Genomic DNA, 19,942 nt, shown 5'->3' with positions numbered 1-19,942 from the left:
CATGTGATGTTATACTATAACATTAATTATGCGCCGACCGGGCATCACGATCAAGCGTAAATTGCACACACGAGTGAATTAATGAGAACGATTTGCATTAAGCAACTGAAGCAAAAGAAAAAGGCCGCATGCGCGGCCTTTTCGATTATCGGGTAGAGATCCCTTCACTGAACGATCAGTGATGCTCTACCGGGTGGCTGTGTTCCAGGTCTTCGTTCTTCTTGCTGAAGCGGCGGCGAACCACCACGAAGAACACCGGTACGAAGAAGATCGCCAATACGGTCGCGGTGATCATCCCGCCCATTACGCCGGTACCTACCGCGTTCTGTGCGCCGGAGCCTGCGCCGCTGCTGATAACCAGCGGCAGAACCCCGAGGATGAAGGCCAGGGACGTCATCAGGATTGGACGCAGACGCATACGCACCGCTTCCAACGTCGCTTCGATCAGACCTTTGCCTTCTTTCTCCATCAGATCCTTGGCGAATTCCACGATCAGGATGGCGTTCTTCGCCGATAGACCGATGGTGGTCAACAGCCCCACCTGGAAGTACACGTCGTTGTTCATGCCGCGCATCGTCGCGGCCAACAACGCACCGATAACCCCCAGCGGCAATACCAGCATGACCGAGAACGGCACGGACCAGCTTTCATACAGCGCCGCCAGACACAGGAACACCACCAGAATCGAGATGGCGTACAGCGCCGGCGCCTGGTTGCCCGACAGACGTTCCTGATAGGACATGCCGGTCCAGTCGTAACCGATGCCGCTTGGCAGTTTGGACGCCAGCTGTTCCATCAGGTTCATCGCTTCACCGGTACTCTTGCCCGGTGCGGCCTGGCCCAGAATTTCCATCGACGGCAAGCCGTTATAGCGTTCCAGACGCGGTGAGCCGTATTCCCATTTCGCCGAAGAGAAGGCGGAGAATGGCACCATCTGGCCGCTGGTACCGCGCACGTACCACTTGTTGATGTCTTCCGGCAGCATGCGGAACGGCGCTTCGGCCTGTACGTACACCTTCTTCACACGACCGCGGTCGATGAAGTCGTTGACGTACGAACCACCCAGTGCGGTGCTCAGCGTGCTGTTGATGGTGGTGATGCTCACGCCCAGCGCCTTGGCTTTTTCCTGATCGACGATCAGTTTGAACTGCGGCGTATCTTCCAGGCCGTTCGGGCGCACGCCCACCAGCACGTCCGGATGCTGAGCAACCATGCCCAACAGCTGGTTACGCGCTTCGGTCAGTTTTTCGTGCCCCAGGCCGCCCTGGTCAATCAGCTCGAAGTCGAAGCCGGTTGCGGTACCGAGTTCGATGATCGCCGGCAGGTTGAACGGGAACACCAGGCCTTCTTTAATCTGCGAGAAGGCGCCCATGGCGCGACCCGCGATCGCTTCTACCTTGTTCCCGGCCCCTGGACGCTCGCCCCAGTCTTTCAGGCTGACGAATGCCAGGCCGTTGTTCTGGCCGTTACCGTTGAAGCCGAAGCCCGCGACGGTAAACACCGAAACCACGTTGTCCTTTTCCTTGTTCAGGAAGTAGTCGGAGACTTCTTCCAACACCTTGTTGGTACGGGATTCGGTGGCGCCGGCAGGCAACTGCACCATGGTCAAGAGGATGCCCTGATCTTCGTCCGGCAGGAACGAAGAGGGCAGGCGCAGGAACAGCAGGCCCATGCCAACCACGATCAGCAGGTAGATGATCAGGTAGCGGCCGGTGCTGCGCAGGATGTTGCCCACGCTGTCGGTATAGTGATGCGTGCTCTTCTCGAACATGCGGTTAAACCAGCCGAAGAAGCCCGTTTTAACCCCGTGATCGCCTTTCGGGATCGGTTTGAGCATGGTGGCGCACAGCGCCGGCGTCAGGATCAAGGCCACCAGCACCGACAGCGCCATCGCGGACACGATGGTGATCGAGAACTGACGATAGATGGCGCCGGTTGAACCGCCGAAGAACGCCATCGGCACGAATACCGCCGACAGCACCATGGCGATACCCACCAGCGCGCCCTGGATCTGGCCCATCGATTTACGGGTAGCTTCTTTCGGCGGCAGTCCCTCTTCGGACATGACGCGCTCGACGTTTTCCACCACCACGATGGCGTCATCCACCAGCAGGCCGATCGCCAACACCATGCCGAACATCGTCAGGGTGTTTATCGAGAAGCCGAACGCCGCGAGTATCGCAAAGGTCCCCAGCAACACCACCGGCACCGCGATGGTTGGGATCAGCGTCGCGCGGAAGTTCTGCAGGAACAGATACATCACCAGGAACACCAGGATGATGGCTTCGATCAGCGTTTTCACCACTTCGTTGATGGAGATCTTAACGAATGGGGTGGTGTCGTACGGATAAACCACTTTCATCCCTTGCGGGAAGAATGGCGCCATCTTGGCCAGCTCGTCTTTCACACCTTTGGCGGTGTTCAAGGCGTTGGCGCCGGTCGCCAGTTTGATACCGAGGCCGGCGGCAGGCTTGCCGTTATAACGCGCGGTAACGGCATAGCTTTCCGCGCCGCGCTCGATGTGAGCGACGTCGCGCAGGCGCACCTGTGAACCGTCGGTATTGACCTTCAGCAGGATCTTGCCGAACTCTTCCGGCGAAGTCAGACGGGTCTGCGCGATGATCGAGGCGTTCAACTGCTGCCCCGGCACCGGCGGCAGGCCGCCCAGCTGGCCTGCGGCGATCTGGTTGTTCTGCTCGGTGATGGCGGAGGTCACGTCCGTGGTCGTCAGCTGGTAGTTGTTCAGCTTGTTCGGATCCAGCCAGATGCGCATCGCGTACTGGGCACCGAACAGCTGCACTTCACCCACGCCGGACGAACGGCTGATCGGGTCCTTGATGTTGGACGCCACGTAGTCCGCAATATCGTCCTGAGTCATGTTCGGATCGTCGGAAACGAAGCCGGCCACCATCAGGAAGCTGCTGCTGGATTTTTCTACTTTCAGGCCCTGCTGCTGAACTTCTTGCGGCAGCAGCGGGGTGGCCAACGACAGTTTGTTCTGGACCTGAACCTGCGCGATGTCAGGATCGGTGCCGGACTCAAACGTCAGGGTAATGGTGACGCTACCAGAGGAATCACTAGTGGAGGACATGTACATCAGGTTATCGATACCGTTCATGTTCTGTTCGATAATCTGTGTGACGGTATCCTGCACCGTTTTGGCATCTGCGCCCGGGTAGTTGGCGGAAATACTCACCGCCGGCGGTGCAATAGTGGGATACTGCGCGATTGGCAGTTTCATTATTGCAAGCACCCCCGCCAACATGACGATGATGGCGATTACCCAGGCGAAAATTGGGCGGTCTATAAAGAACTTAGCCATGTATTACAGGCTCCTTTTTATGACTTCTGCGCTTCAGACTGCGGCTGTTTTTGCGCCTGAGTGTCAACTTCCTGCACTTTTACCTGCGCGCCCGGATGCACTTTCATCAGGCCGGTGACGATGACGCGATCGCCGGCTTTCAGGCCATCGGTAACCAGCCATTTGTCGCCAATCGCCTGGTCCGCCTTCAGCGTGCGCAGCTCAACTTTGTTGTCTGCCCCTACCACCAACGCCGTCGCGTCGCCGCGCGGGTTGCGGGTGACGCCCTGTTGAGGCACCAGCAACGCATCGCTGCGTACGCCTTCGTCCAGACGGGCGCGCACGAACATGCCAGGCAACAGCGTATCGTTCGGGTTAGGGAACAGGGCGCGAATGGTGATGGAGCCGGTGGTCTCATCGACGGTGACGTCGGAGAACTCCAGCGTGCCTTCCTGCGCGTATTCGGTGCCGTTTTCCAGCATCAGTTTCACTTTGGCCTTGCCGTTTTCCTGCTTCAGCGCGCCGCTGGCCAGTTCTTGCTTCAGGCGCAGGAAGTCGGTGCTCGACTGGGTGACGTCGACATACATCGGATCCAGCTGCTGCACGGTGGACAGGGCGGTTGCCTGGCCGTTGCTGACCAGCGCGCCTTCGGTCACGGCGGATTTGCCGATGCGGCCGGAGATCGGAGAGGTCACCTTGGTGTACGCCAGGTTGATGCGCGCGGTTTCCACGGCGGCCTTGGCGGCCACCACGGCGGCATCCGCTTGCTGCAGCGTGGACACGGCGTTGTCATAGTCCTGCTTGCTGATGTAGCTGGTGCCCAGCAATGGTTTGTAGCGGTTTACCGTCACGCGCGCGATGGAAGCGCTGGCCTGCGCTTTGGCCAAATCGCCTTTCGCGCTGTCGTAGCTGGCCTGATAGGTCGCGGGATCGATTTGGTACAGAGACGTCCCGGCCTTGATATCGCTGCCTTCAACGAAGTTACGCTTCAGGATGATGCCGCTGACCTGAGGGCGAACTTCGGCGATGCGATACGCAGCGGTGCGGCCAGGAAGATCGGTAGTGATATTGAGAGGCTCGGCCTTCAAAGTGACTACGCCCACTTCAGGAGCCTGCTGTTGGGCGCCTTGCTGTTGGGTTTCTTTATCGTTACATCCTGTTAGCACTAAGCTGCCTGAAAGCATCAGAACGGCCGCCAGAGGCGTTAACCCTCTGTTTTTGTTCATAGAAAAACCTCAAGTGTCCGATTTCAAAATGATCAATGGATCACAAGCTTTAAAACCCATTGCTGCGTTAATTATATGTGCGTGCTATGGTACATACATTCGCGAATGTATGTAAATCACACTCCCCCTAAATAACAATGCCATGGCACGAAAAACCAAACAGCAGGCGCAAGAAACCCGACAGCAAATCCTCGATGCTGCGGTGAGAGAGTTCTCTGAACGTGGCGTTGCTGCAACGTCACTGACAGATATTGCCACCGCTGCCGGGGTTACGCGTGGAGCCATTTACTGGCACTTCAAGAATAAGGTAGACCTGTTTAATGAAGTTTGGGAATCTACCGAGCCGAAAATTGACCAGCTCGAAACAGAGTATCAGGCAAAGTTTCCCGATAATCCACTGCGGGTTATCCGGGAAATTCTGATTTACATTCTGACGTCTACGGTTGAAGACGGCCGCAGGCGGGCGTTGATGGAGATTATATTCCACAAATGCGAGTTTGTCGGTGAAATGATGCCGCTGCTGGATTCGCGCAAGGTGTTGTACCTCGCCGGCTACGAACGCATCGAAGCGGTGCTGTATAACTGCATTCACCACGAGCAATTGCCCGCCGATTTGCATACCCGCCGTGCGGCGATCATCCTGCGCGGTTATATCACCGGCCTGATGGAAAACTGGCTGTTTATGCCGGAAAGTTTCGATCTGCGGGCCGAAGCCGAAGCGCTGGTCGATGCGTTTTTGGAGATGCTGCAGTTTTGCCCCACCTTGCGCCTCAACCCCGACGTCGACCGCCTTCCTTTATAAGGAGAGATTTCATGTCATCAGTTGTTCTCATCGCCAACGGCGCCGCCTATGGCCATGAATCCTTGTTCAATGCGCTGCGCTTGGCCATCGCGCTGAAAGAGCAGCAAAGCAGTCTCGATCTGCGGCTGTTTCTGATGTCCGACGCGGTGGTGGCCGGGTTGGCAGGACAGCAGCCGCACGAAGGATACCATCTGCAGCAGATGCTGGAGATCCTCACCGCGCAGCAGGTGCCGGTCAAGCTGTGCAAGACCTGCGCCGACGCGCGCGGCGTTAGCCGCTTGCCGCTGGCGGACGGCGTGGAGATCGGCACGCTGGTCGAACTGGCGCAGTGGACGCTGGCGGCGGAGAAAGTGCTCACTTTCTGATTTCGCGACAACGGGACATCACCGGCAACGTTTTTGTTGTTCGTTGCCCGCCGGCGATCGTGATAATCTTCAGGCTTCTTAACCGATCCGAAGCTAAATCATGCATCGCTGGTTGACTCTGCCCTCTCTGACGCCGCGCTCGTTTGTCGGCGCATGCCGGCGGCGCATCGCCGCCGCGACACTCCTTTTCCTGATTTGCGCGCTGAGCTTGCCGGTGCAGGCGGCGCTGAACGGCGATTTGCCGCAGCGCAGCGAAGTGCAAAGCCAGCTGGAAGCGCTGAACAAGCAAAAAGCCCTGACGCCGGTCGAAAAGCTGTCCCAACAGGATTTAACCCGCACGCTGGAGCTGCTGGACGCCATCGAGCGCAATCGGCAGGACGCCGCGCAGCTTAAACAGCAGGTGCAGCAGGCGCCGGCGAAGCTCAATCAGGTTACCGCCGAACTGGATGCGCTGAAGCGGCCGACGGACAGCGCGGCGGCGCGCGCCGCGCTGTTGCCGCTGTCGCTGCGCCAATTGGAAAGCCGGCTGTATCAAACGCTCGACGAGCTGCAAAGCGCGCAGGAGAGCCTCTCTACTTACAACAGCCAACTGGTGTCGCTGCAAACCCAGCCTGAACGAGTACAAAGCACCATGTACGCCGCTTCGCAGCGCCTGCAGGAGATCCGCAGCCAGCTCAGCGGCCAGACGCCGGGGCAAGATTCGCTGCGCAGCAGCCAGCAGGTGATGCTGACCACCGAGCAGGCGTTGCTCAACGCGCAGCTGGAGCTGCAGCGCAAAAGTCTGGAAGCCAATACCACGCTGCAGGATCTGCTGCAAAAACAGCGTGATTACACCACGGCGCATATCGACGCGCTGGATCGCTCGGTGCAGTTGCTGCAGGAGATCGTCAACAGCAAACGTTTGACGCTGTCTGAAAAGACCGCCAAAGAGGCGCAGAACCCGGAAGACGCCACCGATATTCAGCACGATCAGCTGGTCAGCAAGCAACTGGACGTCAACCGCCAGCTGAGCCAGCGGCTGATCGCCGCCACCGAAGAGAGCAACACCCTGTTCCAGCAGAACATTCGGGTCAAAAACTGGCTCGACCGCGGGCTGCAGGCGGAGCGTAACCTTAAAGAACAGATCCAGGTGCTGAAGGGCAGCCTGGTGCTGTCGCGCATCCTGTATCAGCAGCAGCAGAGCCTGCCGCAGGGCACGCTGTTGGCGGATATGGACACGCGCATCGCCGATTTGCGGCTGGAGCAGTTCGATATCAATCAGCAACGCGACGATCTGTTCAAGGGAGAGGATTACATCAACCAACTGGTGGCCGAAAGCAAGGAAAAGGCCGGCCCGGAGGTGATCGACGCGTTAAACGAGATCGTCGATATGCGCCGCGAACTGCTGGATCAGCTGAACAAGCAGCTCAGCAACCAGCTGTCGCTGTCGATCAACCTGCAGATCAATCAGCAGCAGCTGACCAGCGTCTACGGTTCGCTGCAGGATACGCTGACCCAGCAGATCTTCTGGGTCAACAGCAACAAGCCGGTCGATCTGGCGTGGCTGAAGGCGATGCCGGAGGCGGTGCGCGATCAGATTGCCGGGCTCGATCTCAAATTCGACGGCGGCAAGCTGGTGCAGGGCGGGCTGAATGCGCTGGTGTTCCTGATCCCGATGCTGTTGGCGATCGGGGTATTGCGCTGGCGCTACCGGCTGATCGACGGCCATTTGCAAAAGCTGGCCAACGACGTGGGGCAACTTAAGCGCGACGGCCAACTGCACACGCCGAAGGCCATCGCGCTGACCTTGCTGAAAGTGTTGCCCGGCGCCGCGTTACTGCTCGGCGTCGGTTTCTGGATGTATCGCGCGGATTTCGGCATCAGCGACTTTATATGGGCATTGTCGCAGCAGCTGGCGCTGTCGTGGCTGGTGTTCGGCTTCAGCTATCGCATGCTGAAACCGGGCGGCATCGCCGAGCGGCATTTCAACTTCGGCGCCAACTTGTGCGCGCATTACCGCCGTCAGACGCTGTGGCTGGGGTTGGCGCTGCAGCCGTTGATCTTCTGGTCGGTATTGGGCGAGAAAGCGCCGCTGCGTCTGGTGGAAGACGTGATCGGCCAGATCGTGGTGATGTTGACGCTGGCGCTGCTCACGGTGCTGGTATTCCCGCTGTGTCGCGACAGCTGGCGTGAAAAGGGCTCGCACGCCGTGCGGCTGGTGGTGGTCACCGCGCTGGCCGCCACGCCGCTGATCCTGCTGGGGCTGATGTTCGCCGGCTACTTCTATACCACGCTGCGGCTGGCCAGCCGCTGGATAGACAGCCTGTATCTGTTTTTCCTGTGGAATATCGTATACCTGACCGCGCTGCGCGGCCTGAGCGTGGCGGCGCGGCGTCTGGCTTACCGGCGCGCGTTGGCGCGGCGGCAAAACGTGGCGAAAGAGGGGGCCGAAGGCGGCGAACCGGTGGTGGAAGAGCCGCCGCTGGCGCTCGATCAGATCAACCAGCAGTCGCTGCGCCTGACCACCCTGGTGCTGTTCGCCATCTTCGCCAGCGCTTTCTACGCCATTTGGTCGGATCTGGTGACGGTCATCGCTTATCTGGATAGCATCACGCTGTGGCATTACACCAGCACCGTGGCGGGCAGCAGCGTGTCGCAGGCGGTGACGCTGGGCAACATGATGGTGGCGATCGCCGCAGTGATTGTCGCCTACGTGCTCACCCGCAACTTGCCCGGTTTGCTGGAGGTGGTGGTGCTGTCGCGGCTGCAACTGCGGCAGGGGGCGTCTTATGCCATCACCACAGTGCTCACTTACCTGATTACCGCCGTGGGCGCCGTGGTTGCGCTGGGATCGCTCGGCGTATCCTGGGACAAACTGCAATGGCTGGCCGCCGGCCTGACGGTCGGGCTGGGCTTCGGTCTGCAAGAGATCTTCGCCAACTTCGTCTCCGGGCTGATCATTCTGTTCGAACGCCCGATCCGCATCGGCGATACCATCACCATCGGCACCTTCTCCGGTTCGGTCAGCAAGATCCGCATTCGCGCCACCACCATTACCGACTTCGACCGCAAAGAGGTGATCATTCCGAACAAGGCGTTCGTCACCGAGCGGCTGATCAACTGGTCGCTGTCCGATACCATCACCCGCGTGCTGATCAAGGTCGGCGTGGCCTACGGCTCCGATCTCGACAAGGTGAAAAAGGTGCTGCTGCAGGCGGCGCACGACAACCCGCGGGTGATGACTGATCCCGAACCGCAGGTGTTCTTCCTCAACTTCGGCGCCAGCACGCTGGATCACGAACTGCGGCTGTATGTGCGGGAACTGCGCGATCGCAGCTACACGGTGGACGAACTGAATCGCTCAATCGACCGCTTGTGCCGGGAAAACGGCATCGACATTGCCTTCAATCAGCTGGAGGTGTATCTGCATAACCAGCAGGGCAATGAAGTGCAGGAAGTGAAAAGAACGCTGTCGCCGGACGACGGCGACCAGACGGCGGCGGATAAGCAATGAAAGGCGGAAGGGACAGCGGCGCTGTCCCCGGTTACTGTCCGGCAGGCAGGTAGGGAGAGGTGACGCCGGCGCGCTGCAGCTTTTCCTGATAATCCCGTTTGACGATATCCAGCGCCGCCAGCGCGGTGGCCGGATCGATCTCGTTGCATTCCAGCAGGTAAATCAAGTCTACTGCCAGCTGCAGTTCGGGTGAGGCGTTTTCCAGAGACATAGCACCTGCGCTTATTTAATTAGTGGGATGAATAACTCGGGTATCGGCAGAGTATAGTGAACCCGGCGCGCAACCGGGGAATAATCATTAAAATATTGTGATAAATCTTCAAAAACCGTTTTCTTTGCGCTCGATATTGCGCTCGATGCGCGCCAACGCCTGACGACAGCGCATCAGCCGCCCCTCCAGGGCCGCCAGCTCGTGCTGCAGCTTTTGCTGCGCCGCCAGCGTGGTCTGGCGCCCCAGCAGGCTTTCCCGATCTTGAATCATGGCGATCAGCCGGCGTTCGTAATCCTGATGCTCGGCCAGCTTGTGGTAAAGATCGACCTCGGGGGCTTCCTTCGGCTGATTCTTGCGCCGCAGCGCCTGGGTCGCCAGCTCGCGCTGCAGGGCGGCGATCTGAGCCACCAGTTTTTCGGCCAGAAAGGCCACCTGGCTGGCGCGGCTGTCGTTAGCAGCGTTTTGCAGCTGGGCGAAGTTTTTCTCCACTTCGGCCAGGTAGTCGCGCAGCCGCGTGCCGCGGTTGGCGAACAGGGCGGCGTCGAACCGCGCCTGCGGGATCGGGGCGTCGCCGCGCGGGCTGACTTCGGCCGCCAGCGCCGCGATCTGCTGTGCCAACACCTGTAATAGACGCTGAGTGCTCACATAAGCTCCCTCTTGATTTCAACAGGCGTAAGCTTGCCCGCGATGCCGCCGCGAAACAAGCGCCGCATGCATATTCCGCCGGCGCGGCGCCGATGCTACAGTAAGCCGCAACCGATTGAGGAGCGAAGAACCGCATGACGCGTGGGTTATTGATCATTTTGGGCTGGTTGGCGGTGGTGCTGGCGACGTTGGGCGTGGTGTTGCCGCTGTTGCCGACCACGCCGTTCCTGCTATTGGCCGCCTGGTGCTTCGCCCGCTCTTCGCCGCGCTTTCATCACTGGCTGCTGTACCGTTCCTGGTTTGGCCCTTATCTGCGCCATTGGCAGCAGCATCGCGCGCTGCCGCCGGGGGCGAAGTGGAAAGCGGTGCTGGTGATCGTGCTGACCTTCGCCTGTTCGCTGTGGCTGGTGAAAATCTGGTGGGTGCGCGGGCTGTTGCTGCTGATGTTGGCCATTTTGCTGACCTTTATGCTGCGCCTGCCGGTTATTGATCTGCCGCAACAAAAACAGCGCTGATTGTACCTTAAACTCCTCAATAGCTTTCAAGCCGCAGCCAGGCGACAAACGCAGGCATCCCCGGGAGCTTACTTAGGTAAGTAATGCGTGCGGTCAACAACGCTGCGGGTTTAAAGATGCAGGGGAGAGTTGCATTTGTCCGCCAGTTTGCATAGATTTGGGCGTTTTCGTGCGCGGATCGCCTGCCATTTCTTCTCCGGTGTGTTTCTCCTGGGGGCGGCGGGTGAGCGACGCACCGGTTTTCAGGCAGTTTTATCAGGCAACAATTATGACCGCTACTGCGCAGCAGCTTCAGTTTATTAAAGACAGTATCAAAACCATCCCGGATTATCCGAAGCCGGGCATCCTGTTCCGCGACGTGACCAGCCTGCTGGAAAACCCGTTGGCCTACGCCGCCAGCATCGAGCTGCTGGTCGAGCGCTATCGCGAAGCGGGCGTGACCAAGGTGGTGGGTACCGAAGCGCGTGGTTTCCTGTTCGGCGCGCCCGTCGCGTTGGCGCTCGGCGTCGGTTTCGTGCCGGTGCGCAAACCGGGCAAACTGCCGCGCGCCACGCTCAGCGAAAGCTATGAGCTGGAGTACGGCACCGACAAGCTGGAGATTCACACCGACGCCATCACCGCGGGCGACAAAGTGCTGGTGGTGGACGATCTGCTGGCGACTGGCGGCACCATTGAAGCGACCACCAAACTGATCCGCCGTCTGGGCGGTGAAGTGAAAGACGCCGCGTTCATCATCAACCTGCCGGATCTGGGCGGAGAAGCGCGTCTGAACAAGCTGGGCATCGACTGCTACTGCCTGGTGGACTTCGCCGGTCATTGATGCGGCATCGCCCCTTGGGCACAACGGCCTCGCGGATCGCCGCGGGGCTGTGTTAGCATGACCCTCCAGATTACTCGACTTCTCCGGTATTAATGAGCTATCAGGTTCTCGCCCGTAAGTGGCGCCCTCAAACGTTCGCAGACGTGGTCGGCCAGGAACATGTCCTGACCGCGCTGGCCAACGGCCTCTCGCTGGGGCGGATCCATCACGCCTATCTGTTCTCGGGCACGCGCGGCGTGGGGAAAACCACCATCGCCCGCTTGCTGGCCAAAGGCCTGAACTGTGAAACCGGCATCACCGCCACGCCGTGCGGCCAATGCGACAACTGCCGCGAGATCGAGCAGGGGCGCTTCGTCGATCTGATCGAGATCGACGCCGCTTCCCGAACCAAGGTGGAAGATACCCGAGATCTGCTGGACAACGTTCAGTATGCGCCGGCGCGCGGCCGCTTCAAGGTCTACCTGATCGATGAAGTGCATATGCTCTCGCGCCACAGCTTCAACGCGTTGCTGAAGACGCTGGAAGAGCCGCCGCCGCACGTCAAATTCCTGTTGGCCACCACCGATCCGCAAAAATTGCCGGTGACCATTCTTTCCCGCTGCCTGCAGTTTCACCTCAAAGCGCTGGACGTCGATCAGATCCGCCAGCAGCTGGAAACGGTGCTGACGGCGGAGCAGATCACCAGCGACGCCCGCGCGCTGCAGCTGCTGGCGCGCGCCGCCGACGGCAGCATGCGCGATGCGCTGAGCCTGACCGATCAGGCGATCGCCATGGGGCAGGGGCAGGTGACCGCTGCCACCGTCAGCCAGATGCTCGGCACGCTCGATGACGAGCAGCCGCTGGCGATCCTCGAAGCGCTGGTCAGCGCCGACGGCGAAAAGGTGATGGCGCAGGTCGCGCAGGCCGCTTCGCGGGGCGTGGATTGGGAAAACCTGCTGGTGGAGACGCTGGCGTTGCTGCACCGCATTGCGATGGTGCAACTGCTGCCTTCGATGCTCGACAACCACTACGCCGCCGTGGAACAACGGCTGCGTGAGCTGGCGCGCACCCTGCCGCCGGCCGATGTGCAACTCTATTACCAGACGCTGTTGGTGGGCCGCAAAGAGCTGGCCTATGCGCCGGATCGCCGTATGGGGGTTGAGATGACCCTGCTGCGCGCGCTGGCGTTTCACCCGAAAGCGGTGATCCCGGAGCCGGTAGCGTTGGTGCAGACCGCGCCGGCGCCGATGGCGCAGCCGCAGGCCGCCGCATCGCCACAGCCGCCGCAGTTTCAGGACGCGCCGCCGCCGCTAGGGCAGCCGGCCGCGCCGCAGCGACAATCATCGACCCCTTTACCGGATGCCACCGCCCAGCTGTTGAAAGCGCGGTCCCAGCTGCAACGGCAGCAGGGAGCATCCACACCAAAAAAGAATGAGCCGGCGGCGCCAGGAATAGCGCGGCCGGCAAACTCGGCGCTGGGGCGTTTGGCTTCCGTGACCGAGCGTAGCCAGCAGCGCCTGGCGGAGAAGAAGGTGCCGGAAAAACCGGCGAAGCCGGAAGCCTATCGTTGGCGCGCGCAGACCGAGCCCGAGGCGGCGCCGGAACCGCTGGCGACGCCGAAAGCGCTGCGCACGGCGTTGGAACACGAGAAAACGCCGGAGCTGGCCGCCAAGCTGGTGGTGGAGTCGCTGGAGCGCGATGCCTGGGCGGCGGAAATCGATAAGCTGAAGATCCCGAAACTGGTGCAGCAGCTGGCGTTGAACGCCTTCAAGCAGCAGCCGGAGCCGGGCAAGATTAGCCTCCATCTGCGGTCTTCGCAGCGCCATCTGAATTCGCCTTCGGCGCAGAAGACGCTGGCCGACGCGCTCGGTGAGCTGTACGGCAGCCCGATCGAGCTGACCGTGGTGGAGGACGATAATCCGGCGGAGCGCACCCCGCTGGAATGGCGACAAGCCATCTATGAGGAAAAGCTGGCGCAGGCGCGCCAGTCCATCGAAGCGGATACCAACATTCAGACGCTGCGCCGATTTTTCGACGCGGATCTGGATGAAGAGAGTATTCGCCCCCTTTAAACGCTGCGCGATGTGCGCGGCCCTAGCGACGAGAGACGACTATGTTTGGTAAAGGCGGTCTGGGCAACCTGATGAAGCAAGCCCAGCAAATGCAAGAAAAAATGCAGCAGATGCAGGAAGAAGTCGCCAAATTGGAAGTGACCGGCGAATCTGGCGCCGGCCTGGTGAAAGTCACCATCAATGGCGCGCACAACTGCCGCCGCGTGGAAATCGATCCAAGCCTGATGGAAGACGACAAAGAGATGCTGGAAGATCTGATCGCCGCTGCGTTTAACGACGCCGCGCGCCGCATCGAAGAGACCCAGAAAGAGAAAATGGCCTCCGTCTCCAGCGGCATGCAGTTGCCGCCTGGCTTCAAGATGCCGTTCTGATGCAAACCAGCCCGCTCCTTGAATCCCTGATGGAGGCGCTGCGCTGCCTGCCGGGCGTCGGCCCGAAATCGGCGCAGCGCATGGCGTTTCAGCTGCTGCAGCGCGATCGCAGCGGCGGCATGCGCCTGGCGCAGGCGTTGACGCGCGCGATGTCGGAGATCGGCCACTGCGTCGACTGCCGCACCTTCACCGAGCAGGACGTCTGCACCATCTGCGCCAATCCGCGCCGCCAGCAAAACGGCCAGATTTGCGTGGTGGAAAGCCCGGCGGATATCCACGCCATCGAGCAGACCGGCCAGTTCGCCGGGCGCTACTTTGTGCTGATGGGGCATCTGTCGCCGCTGGACGGCATCGGGCCGGGCGATATCGGTCTGGATCGCCTGGAGCAACGGCTGGAAAAGGAAAGCATCACCGAAGTGATCCTCGCCACCAACCCGACGGTGGAAGGGGAGGCGACCGCCAACTATATCGCCGAGATGTGCGGCCAGTATGGCGTGCTCGCCAGCCGCATCGCCCACGGCGTGCCGGTGGGCGGCGAGCTGGAGATGGTCGACGGCACCACGCTGTCGCATTCGCTGGCGGGGCGCCACGCCATCAAGTTCTGATGTTTTCCCGAATGGGGCCGCCCGGCCCCATTATTTTGCCAAAAATTTCCCGCCGTCCGCTTGAAAAACAAGACCCTGACCCTCATCTGATCCTCATTGTTCGATTTTGGTAGCCATTGTCTTTGAGGTAATCAATGAGTATGAAAGGTCAAGAAACCCGCGGGTTCCAGTCTGAAGTAAAACAGCTGCTTCATTTGATGATCCATTCGCTGTACTCCAACAAAGAAATTTTTCTGCGCGAGCTGATCTCCAACGCCTCTGACGCCGCCGACAAGCTGCGCTTTCGCGCTCTGTCCGCGCCGGAGCTGTATGCCGGGGACGGCGAGCTGCGCGTGCGTTTGTCCTTCGATAAAGAGCAGCGCACCCTGACCATTGCCGACAACGGCATCGGCATGCGCCGCGACGAAGTGATCGAAAACCTCGGCACCATCGCCAAATCGGGCACTAAAGCGTTCCTGGAATCCATCGGTTCCGACCAGGCGAAAGACAGCCAACTGATCGGCCAATTCGGCGTCGGTTTCTACTCGGCGTTCATCGTGGCGGACAAAGTGACCGTGCGCACCCGCGCGGCCGGCGCCGCCGATGACGAGGGCGTGTTCTGGGAGTCCGCCGGTGAAGGCGACTACACCATCGCCGACATCACCAAAGAGACCCGCGGCACCGAAATCACCCTGCATCTGCGCGAAGGCGAAGATGAGTACCTCGACGCCTGGCGCCTGCGCTCGGTGATCGGCAAATATTCCGATCACATCGCCTTGCCGGTGGAGATCGAAAGCAAGAACGAAGAAGACGGCACCGTCACCTGGGAGAAGATCAACAAGGCGCAGGCCCTGTGGACCCGCAGCAAGGCTGACGTGACCGACGAAGAGTACAAAGAGTTCTACAAACACATCGCCCACGATTTCACCGATCCGCTGAGCTGGAGCCACAATCGGGTGGAAGGCAAGCAGGAATATACCAGCCTGCTGTATATCCCGGCGCAGGCGCCGTGGGACATGTGGAACCGCGATCACAAGCACGGCCTGAAACTGTACGTGCAGCGCGTGTTCATCATGGACGACGCCGAGCAGTTCATGCCGAACTATCTGCGCTTCGTGCGCGGCTTGATCGATTCCAACGATCTGCCGCTGAACGTATCGCGCGAGATCCTGCAAGACAGCCGCGTGACGCAGAACCTGCGCGGCGCGTTGACCAAGCGCGTGTTGCAGATGCTGGATAAGCTGGCCAAAGACGACGCCGAAGGCTACCAGAAATTCTGGCAACAGTTCGGTCTGGTGCTGAAAGAGGGCCCGGCGGAAGACAACGGCAACCAGGAAGCGATCGCCAAACTGCTGCGCTTCGCCACCACCCACGGCGACAGCTCGGCGCAGACCGTGTCGCTGGAAGAGTACGTCGGCCGCATGGCGGAAGGGCAGGAAAAGATTTACTACATCACCGCCGACAGCTACGCCGCCGCCAAGAGCAGCCCGCATCTGGAGCTGTTCCGCAAGAAAGGCATTGAAGTGCTGCTGTTGTCCGATCGCATCGACGAGTGGATGATGAGCTACCTGACCGAATTCGACGGCAAGCCGTTCCAGTCGGTCAGCAAGGCGGATGAAACGCTGGATAAACTGGCGGATGAAACCGAAGAGCAGAAGGCCGCCGAGAAGCAGTTGGAACCGTTCATCGAACGCGTGAAAACCCTGCTGGGCGATCGCGTGAAGGATGTGCGCCTGACGCACCGCCTGACCGATACGCCGGCGATCGTGGTGACCGACGCCGACGAAATGAGCACCCAGATGGCCAAGCTGTTCGCCGCCGCCGGTCAACAGGCGCCGGAAGTGAAGTACATTTTCGAGCTTAATCCTGAGCATGCGTTGGTCAAACGCGCATCCGACGTGGGCGATAACGAACATTTCGCCGAATGGATCGACCTGCTTTTGGATCAGGCGCTGCTGGCTGAACGCGGTACGCTGGAGGATCCGAACCTGTTCATCCGTCGCATGAATAAGTTATTGTCCGCCTAAAGTTGAAGATATGCGCCCTTAACGGCACCGTTAGGGGCGCGTTTTCGTTTTTTCCCCGCATTTTCTCGCCTTTTGTTCGTCTGTTTTTTTGCACATTCCGCAATCGATTTCCTTCGCGCGCCTTGAGCCTGCCCCCCCTGAAATGGTATCGTTGAGCGTTTTCGCAATTTTATAAAAACTACATAGCAAGGGGATTTACGCAATGCGTATCATTCTGCTGGGCGCTCCGGGCGCTGGTAAAGGTACTCAGGCTCAATTCATCATGGAGAAATACGGCATTCCGCAAATCTCCACCGGTGATATGTTGCGCGCAGCCGTGAAGGCCGGCAGTGAACTGGGCAAGCAGGCGAAAGAGATCATGGACGCCGGCAAGCTGGTGACCGATGAGCTGGTGATCGCGCTGGTCAAAGAGCGCATCGCTCAGGAAGATTGCCGCAAGGGCTTCCTGTTGGACGGCTTCCCGCGCACCATTCCGCAGGCTGACGCGATGAAAGAAGCCGGCATCAACGTGGACTTCGTGCTGGAGTTCGACGTGCCGGACGAGCTGATCGTTGACCGCATCGTTGGCCGCCGCGTGCACGCGCCGTCCGGCCGCGTATACCACGTGAAGTTCAATCCGCCGCAGGTGGAAGGCAAAGACGACGTGACCGGCGAAGAGCTGACCACGCGCAAGGACGATCAGGAAGAGACCGTGCGCAAGCGCCTGGTGGAATACCATCAGATGACCGCGCCGCTGATCTCTTACTACAGCAAAGAAGCGGCAGCGGGCAACACCCAATACCGCAAAATCGACGGCACCCGCAAGGTGGCCGAAGTGAGCGCAGAGCTGGCGACCATCCTCGGTTGATAGCAAGCTGGCTGTGCATGACGCCGGGCCTGTGGCCCGGCGTTTTTTTTTGCCGTTTTCCCGTTAAATTGTGATCGCGGCGGCTTGTTGCGGCCGTGATCGTTAATCGCCCGCGCCAAATGGCGTATAACAAGCCTGCGTTTTCATCCTCAGCAGGGAGCCGGCATGCTCAGACAAACCACTCTTCTGGCGGAAGCCACCGCGCGCCAGATCGTCCAGCGGGCGATGGGCATCATCAGCCATTCCGTCAACGTGATGGACAGCAACGGCGTGATCATCGCTTCCGGCAACCCGCAGCGTCTGTTCCAGCGTCATGAAGGCGCGGTGCTGGCGCTGGCGGAGAATCGGGTGGTGGAGATCGACCGCGCCACCGCCGAACACCTGAAGGGCGTGCGGCCCGGCATCAACCTGCCGTTCAGCTTTCGCAATCAGCGGGTAGGAGTGATCGGCATTTCCGGCGAGCCGGCCGAGGTGCGCGCTTACGCCGAGCTGGTCAAGATGGCGGCGGAGATGATGGTGGAGCAGGCGGCGCTGCTGGATCAGCACCAGTGGGAAAAACGCTACCGGGAAGAGCTGGCGAATCAGCTGTTGCAGCCGCAGCCGAACACGGCGTCGCTGGAAGCGATGGCGGCGTATCTGGGATTGGATCTGCGCCAGGCGCGCATCGTGTGGATCGTCGAGCTGCAAGAGGCGCAGCCGCACCTGCTGCGCGAACTGCTGGCTGAGCTGGAGGCCACCCAGCGCGATGCGTTGATCGCCATTACCGGCTTCAATGAAATGACCCTGCTGCGCCCGGCCAGCATGGCGCAAGGCGAGTGGAGCCTGAAGCTGGAGCGCCAACAGGCGCAGCGTCTGCAAAACCAGCTCAAGCACCGCTTTCGGGTGCGGCTGATCGTCGGCGGTTTTTATGATGATCCGCAAAGCGCCTACCGCTCCAGCCTGACCGCGCGCGCCACCCAGGCGATGGCGCAGCGCCTGAAATTGCGCCACGCCACGCTGTTCTACCACGACTATCCGCTGCCGTCGCTGCTGTGCGATCTCGGGGAGGACTGGCGAGCGCAAGAGCTGGGGCGCCCCTGGCGGACGCTGGGCGAACAGGATGAAAAAGGCGTGCTGCGCGCCACGCTGCGCCACTATTTTTCGCAGAATTGTGATCAGACGCAGACCGCCGCGCAGCTGCATATTCACGTCAATACCCTGCGCTATCGCCTGCAGCGCATCGAAGCGATAACCGGCATGAAAATCAATCAATTAACCGACGCTCTGCGGTTGTATATCGGCATGCTGATGCACGACTGAGTTGTGCCAACCCACAAATTCCGCGCCGTTCCTTCGGCGATTTTTTGTTGTTTCCCCTCAGGCCAACGCCGGGCGCGCGGGATATGTTGGCCTGCACATCAACCACGGAGAGAACAACAATGACAACCGTATCCACTCTGGGGGCGTTGGTGGCGTTAGCCGTCGCCATCGTCCTGATTTTACGCAAGGTTCCGCCGGCTTACGGCATGATTGCCGGCGCGCTGGCGGGCGGGCTGTGCGGCGGCGCCGATCTGGTGCAGACCGTGACGCTGATGATCGGCGGGGCGCAGGGCATCACCAACGCCGTGATGCGTATTCTGGCGGCGGGGGTATTGGCCGGGGTGCTGATCGAATCCGGCGCGGCACACACCATCGCCGAAACCATCGTGCGCAAGGTGGGCGAAACCCGCGCGCTGCTGGCGCTGGCGGTGGCTACACTGATCCTGACGGCGGTGGGGGTGTTTATCGACGTGGCGGTGATCACCGTCGCGCCGATCGCGCTGTCGATCGCCCAGAAGGCCGGCATTTCACGCGCGGCGATCCTGTTGGCGATGATCGGCGGCGGCAAGGCCGGCAATGTGATGTCGCCTAATCCGAACACCATCGCGGCGGCGGACAACTTCCACGTGCCGCTCACTTCGGTGATGATGGCCGGCATCGTGCCGGGGCTGTGCGGCCTGGTGGTGGCCTATCTGCTGGCGCGCCGCCTGAGCGATAAAGGCAGCAGGGTGATGGCCGAAGAGTTGACTCAGCATGCCGAGGGCGCGCGGCCGGGCTTTGCCGCGGCGATCAGCGCGCCGCTGGTGGCGATCCTGCTGCTGTCGCTACGGCCGATCGCCGGGATCGCCGTCGATCCGCTGATCGCGTTGCCGGCCGGCGGTTTGGCGGGCGCGCTGTTGATGGGGCGCATTCGCCAGTGCAATCAGTTTATGGTCTCCGGCCTGTCGCGCATGGCGCCAGTGGCGATCATGCTGCTCGGCACCGGTACGCTGGCGGGCATCATCGCCAACTCGGCGCTGAAGGATGTCTTGATTAACGGTTTGACGCATACCGGGCTGCCGGCCTGGCTGTTGGCGCCGCTGTCCGGCGCGCTGATGTCGATGGCGACCGCCTCGACCACCGCCGGCACCGCCGTCGCCTCCGGGGTGTTCAGCTCCACGCTGCTGGAGCTGGGGGTGAGCGGATTGGCCGGCGCGGCGATGATCCATGCGGGCGCTACGGTGCTGGATCACCTGCCGCATGGCAGTTTCTTCCACGCCACCGGCGGCAGCGTCAATATGGCGGTGCACGAGCGGCTGAAGCTGCTGCCGTATGAGACGCTGGTGGGGTTCACCATCGCGGCAATCTCGGCGCTGATGTTTGGCGTATTTAACCTGGCGGGATAA

General features: G+C 60.6%; 16 protein-coding genes and 1 other annotated feature. Of the genes, 12 read left to right on the top strand and 4 right to left on the bottom strand.

Going from position 1 to position 19,942, the window contains the following annotated elements; genetic code table 11:
• Positions 1-175: 175 nt before the first annotated feature.
• Together sdeY and sdeX are read right to left on the bottom strand one after the other, a co-directional pair.
• The gene (gene sdeY, locus J9788_RS13160) at positions 176-3,322 is read right to left on the bottom strand and encodes a multidrug efflux RND transporter permease subunit SdeY (protein ID WP_015376860.1); all 3,147 of its coding nucleotides are present in this window, start codon (positions 3,320-3,322) and stop codon (positions 176-178) included.
• 17 nt (positions 3,323-3,339) lie between these two features.
• Positions 3,340-4,527 (bottom strand): multidrug efflux RND transporter periplasmic adaptor subunit SdeX, encoded by a 1,188-nt coding sequence (gene sdeX / locus J9788_RS13155; RefSeq protein WP_033642108.1) that lies wholly within the window; start codon positions 4,525-4,527, stop codon positions 3,340-3,342.
• A gap of 142 nt (positions 4,528-4,669) precedes the next feature.
• On the opposite strand from sdeX, the gene acrR reads away from it, so the two are divergent.
• From acrR to mscK, 3 genes are all read left to right on the top strand, one after another.
• The gene (gene acrR, locus J9788_RS13150) at positions 4,670-5,329 is read left to right on the top strand and encodes a multidrug efflux transporter transcriptional repressor AcrR (RefSeq protein ID WP_033642109.1); all 660 of its coding nucleotides are present in this window, start codon (positions 4,670-4,672) and stop codon (positions 5,327-5,329) included.
• Between the two features lie 11 nt (positions 5,330-5,340).
• Positions 5,341-5,694 (top strand): DsrE/DsrF/TusD sulfur relay family protein, encoded by a 354-nt coding sequence (locus tag J9788_RS13145; protein WP_042783805.1) that lies wholly within the window; start codon positions 5,341-5,343, stop codon positions 5,692-5,694.
• A gap of 100 nt (positions 5,695-5,794) precedes the next feature.
• Entirely contained in the window at positions 5,795-9,187 is a 3,393-nt protein-coding gene (gene mscK / locus J9788_RS13140) for a mechanosensitive channel MscK (RefSeq protein ID WP_182265012.1), read from the top strand.
• 31 nt (positions 9,188-9,218) lie between these two features.
• Here mscK and rsmS read toward each other — a convergent pair whose 3' ends face one another.
• Both rsmS and priC read right to left on the bottom strand, forming a co-directional pair.
• Positions 9,219-9,398, bottom strand: coding sequence for a pleiotropic regulatory protein RsmS (gene rsmS / locus J9788_RS13135; RefSeq protein WP_016928837.1), 180 nt, complete (start codon positions 9,396-9,398; stop codon positions 9,219-9,221).
• 108 nt (positions 9,399-9,506) lie between these two features.
• Positions 9,507-10,043 carry a primosomal replication protein PriC gene (priC, locus tag J9788_RS13130; RefSeq protein WP_033642112.1) on the bottom strand — a complete coding sequence of 179 codons (537 nt, stop codon included), beginning with the start codon at positions 10,041-10,043 and terminating at the stop codon, positions 9,507-9,509.
• A gap of 134 nt (positions 10,044-10,177) precedes the next feature.
• Between priC and J9788_RS13125 the strand changes: the two genes are divergently transcribed.
• The 9 genes from J9788_RS13125 to J9788_RS13085 all read left to right on the top strand — a co-directional run bounded on the left by J9788_RS13125 (position 10,178) and on the right by J9788_RS13085 (position 19,942).
• Positions 10,178-10,558, top strand: coding sequence for a DUF454 family protein (locus J9788_RS13125; protein ID WP_016928835.1), 381 nt, complete (start codon positions 10,178-10,180; stop codon positions 10,556-10,558).
• Positions 10,559-10,826: 268 nt separating this feature from the next.
• Positions 10,827-11,378 (top strand): adenine phosphoribosyltransferase, encoded by a 552-nt coding sequence (apt, locus tag J9788_RS13120; RefSeq protein ID WP_019454166.1) that lies wholly within the window; start codon positions 10,827-10,829, stop codon positions 11,376-11,378.
• 92 nt (positions 11,379-11,470) lie between these two features.
• A complete protein-coding gene (gene dnaX / locus J9788_RS13115) occupies positions 11,471-13,429 on the top strand; it encodes a DNA polymerase III subunit gamma/tau (RefSeq protein ID WP_046897500.1) in 1,959 nt (652 codons plus the stop codon).
• Positions 12,762-12,826: a sequence feature (DnaX frameshifting element), on the top strand. (Overlaps the previous gene by 65 nt.)
• 41 nt (positions 13,430-13,470) lie before the next feature.
• Positions 13,471-13,800: a YbaB/EbfC family nucleoid-associated protein gene (locus J9788_RS13110; protein ID WP_004940264.1), complete on the top strand. Its 330-nt coding sequence runs from the start codon at positions 13,471-13,473 to the stop codon at positions 13,798-13,800.
• Entirely contained in the window at positions 13,800-14,405 is a 606-nt protein-coding gene (gene recR, locus J9788_RS13105; RefSeq protein WP_046897499.1) for a recombination mediator RecR, read from the top strand. Before J9788_RS13110 ends, recR begins: the two co-directional genes overlap by 1 nt.
• Before the next feature lie 140 nt (positions 14,406-14,545).
• Positions 14,546-16,411 carry a molecular chaperone HtpG gene (gene htpG, locus J9788_RS13100; protein WP_046897498.1) on the top strand — a complete coding sequence of 622 codons (1,866 nt, stop codon included), beginning with the start codon at positions 14,546-14,548 and terminating at the stop codon, positions 16,409-16,411.
• A 202-nt stretch (positions 16,412-16,613) separates the two neighbouring features.
• A complete protein-coding gene (adk, locus tag J9788_RS13095) occupies positions 16,614-17,258 on the top strand; it encodes an adenylate kinase (RefSeq protein ID WP_004940261.1) in 645 nt (214 codons plus the stop codon).
• Between the two features lie 165 nt (positions 17,259-17,423).
• Positions 17,424-18,557 (top strand): sugar diacid recognition domain-containing protein, encoded by a 1,134-nt coding sequence (locus J9788_RS13090; RefSeq protein ID WP_182265011.1) that lies wholly within the window; start codon positions 17,424-17,426, stop codon positions 18,555-18,557.
• A 119-nt stretch (positions 18,558-18,676) separates the two neighbouring features.
• Positions 18,677-19,942, top strand: coding sequence for a GntP family permease (locus J9788_RS13085; protein WP_016928831.1), 1,266 nt, complete (start codon positions 18,677-18,679; stop codon positions 19,940-19,942).

It is taken from the genome of Serratia sp. X10 (assembly GCF_017811775.1).
GTDB lineage: Bacteria > Pseudomonadota > Gammaproteobacteria > Enterobacterales > Enterobacteriaceae > Serratia > Serratia ureilytica.
Note: the sequence above shows the minus strand (reverse complement) of the source record. Positions and strands in the feature narration are given on the sequence as shown.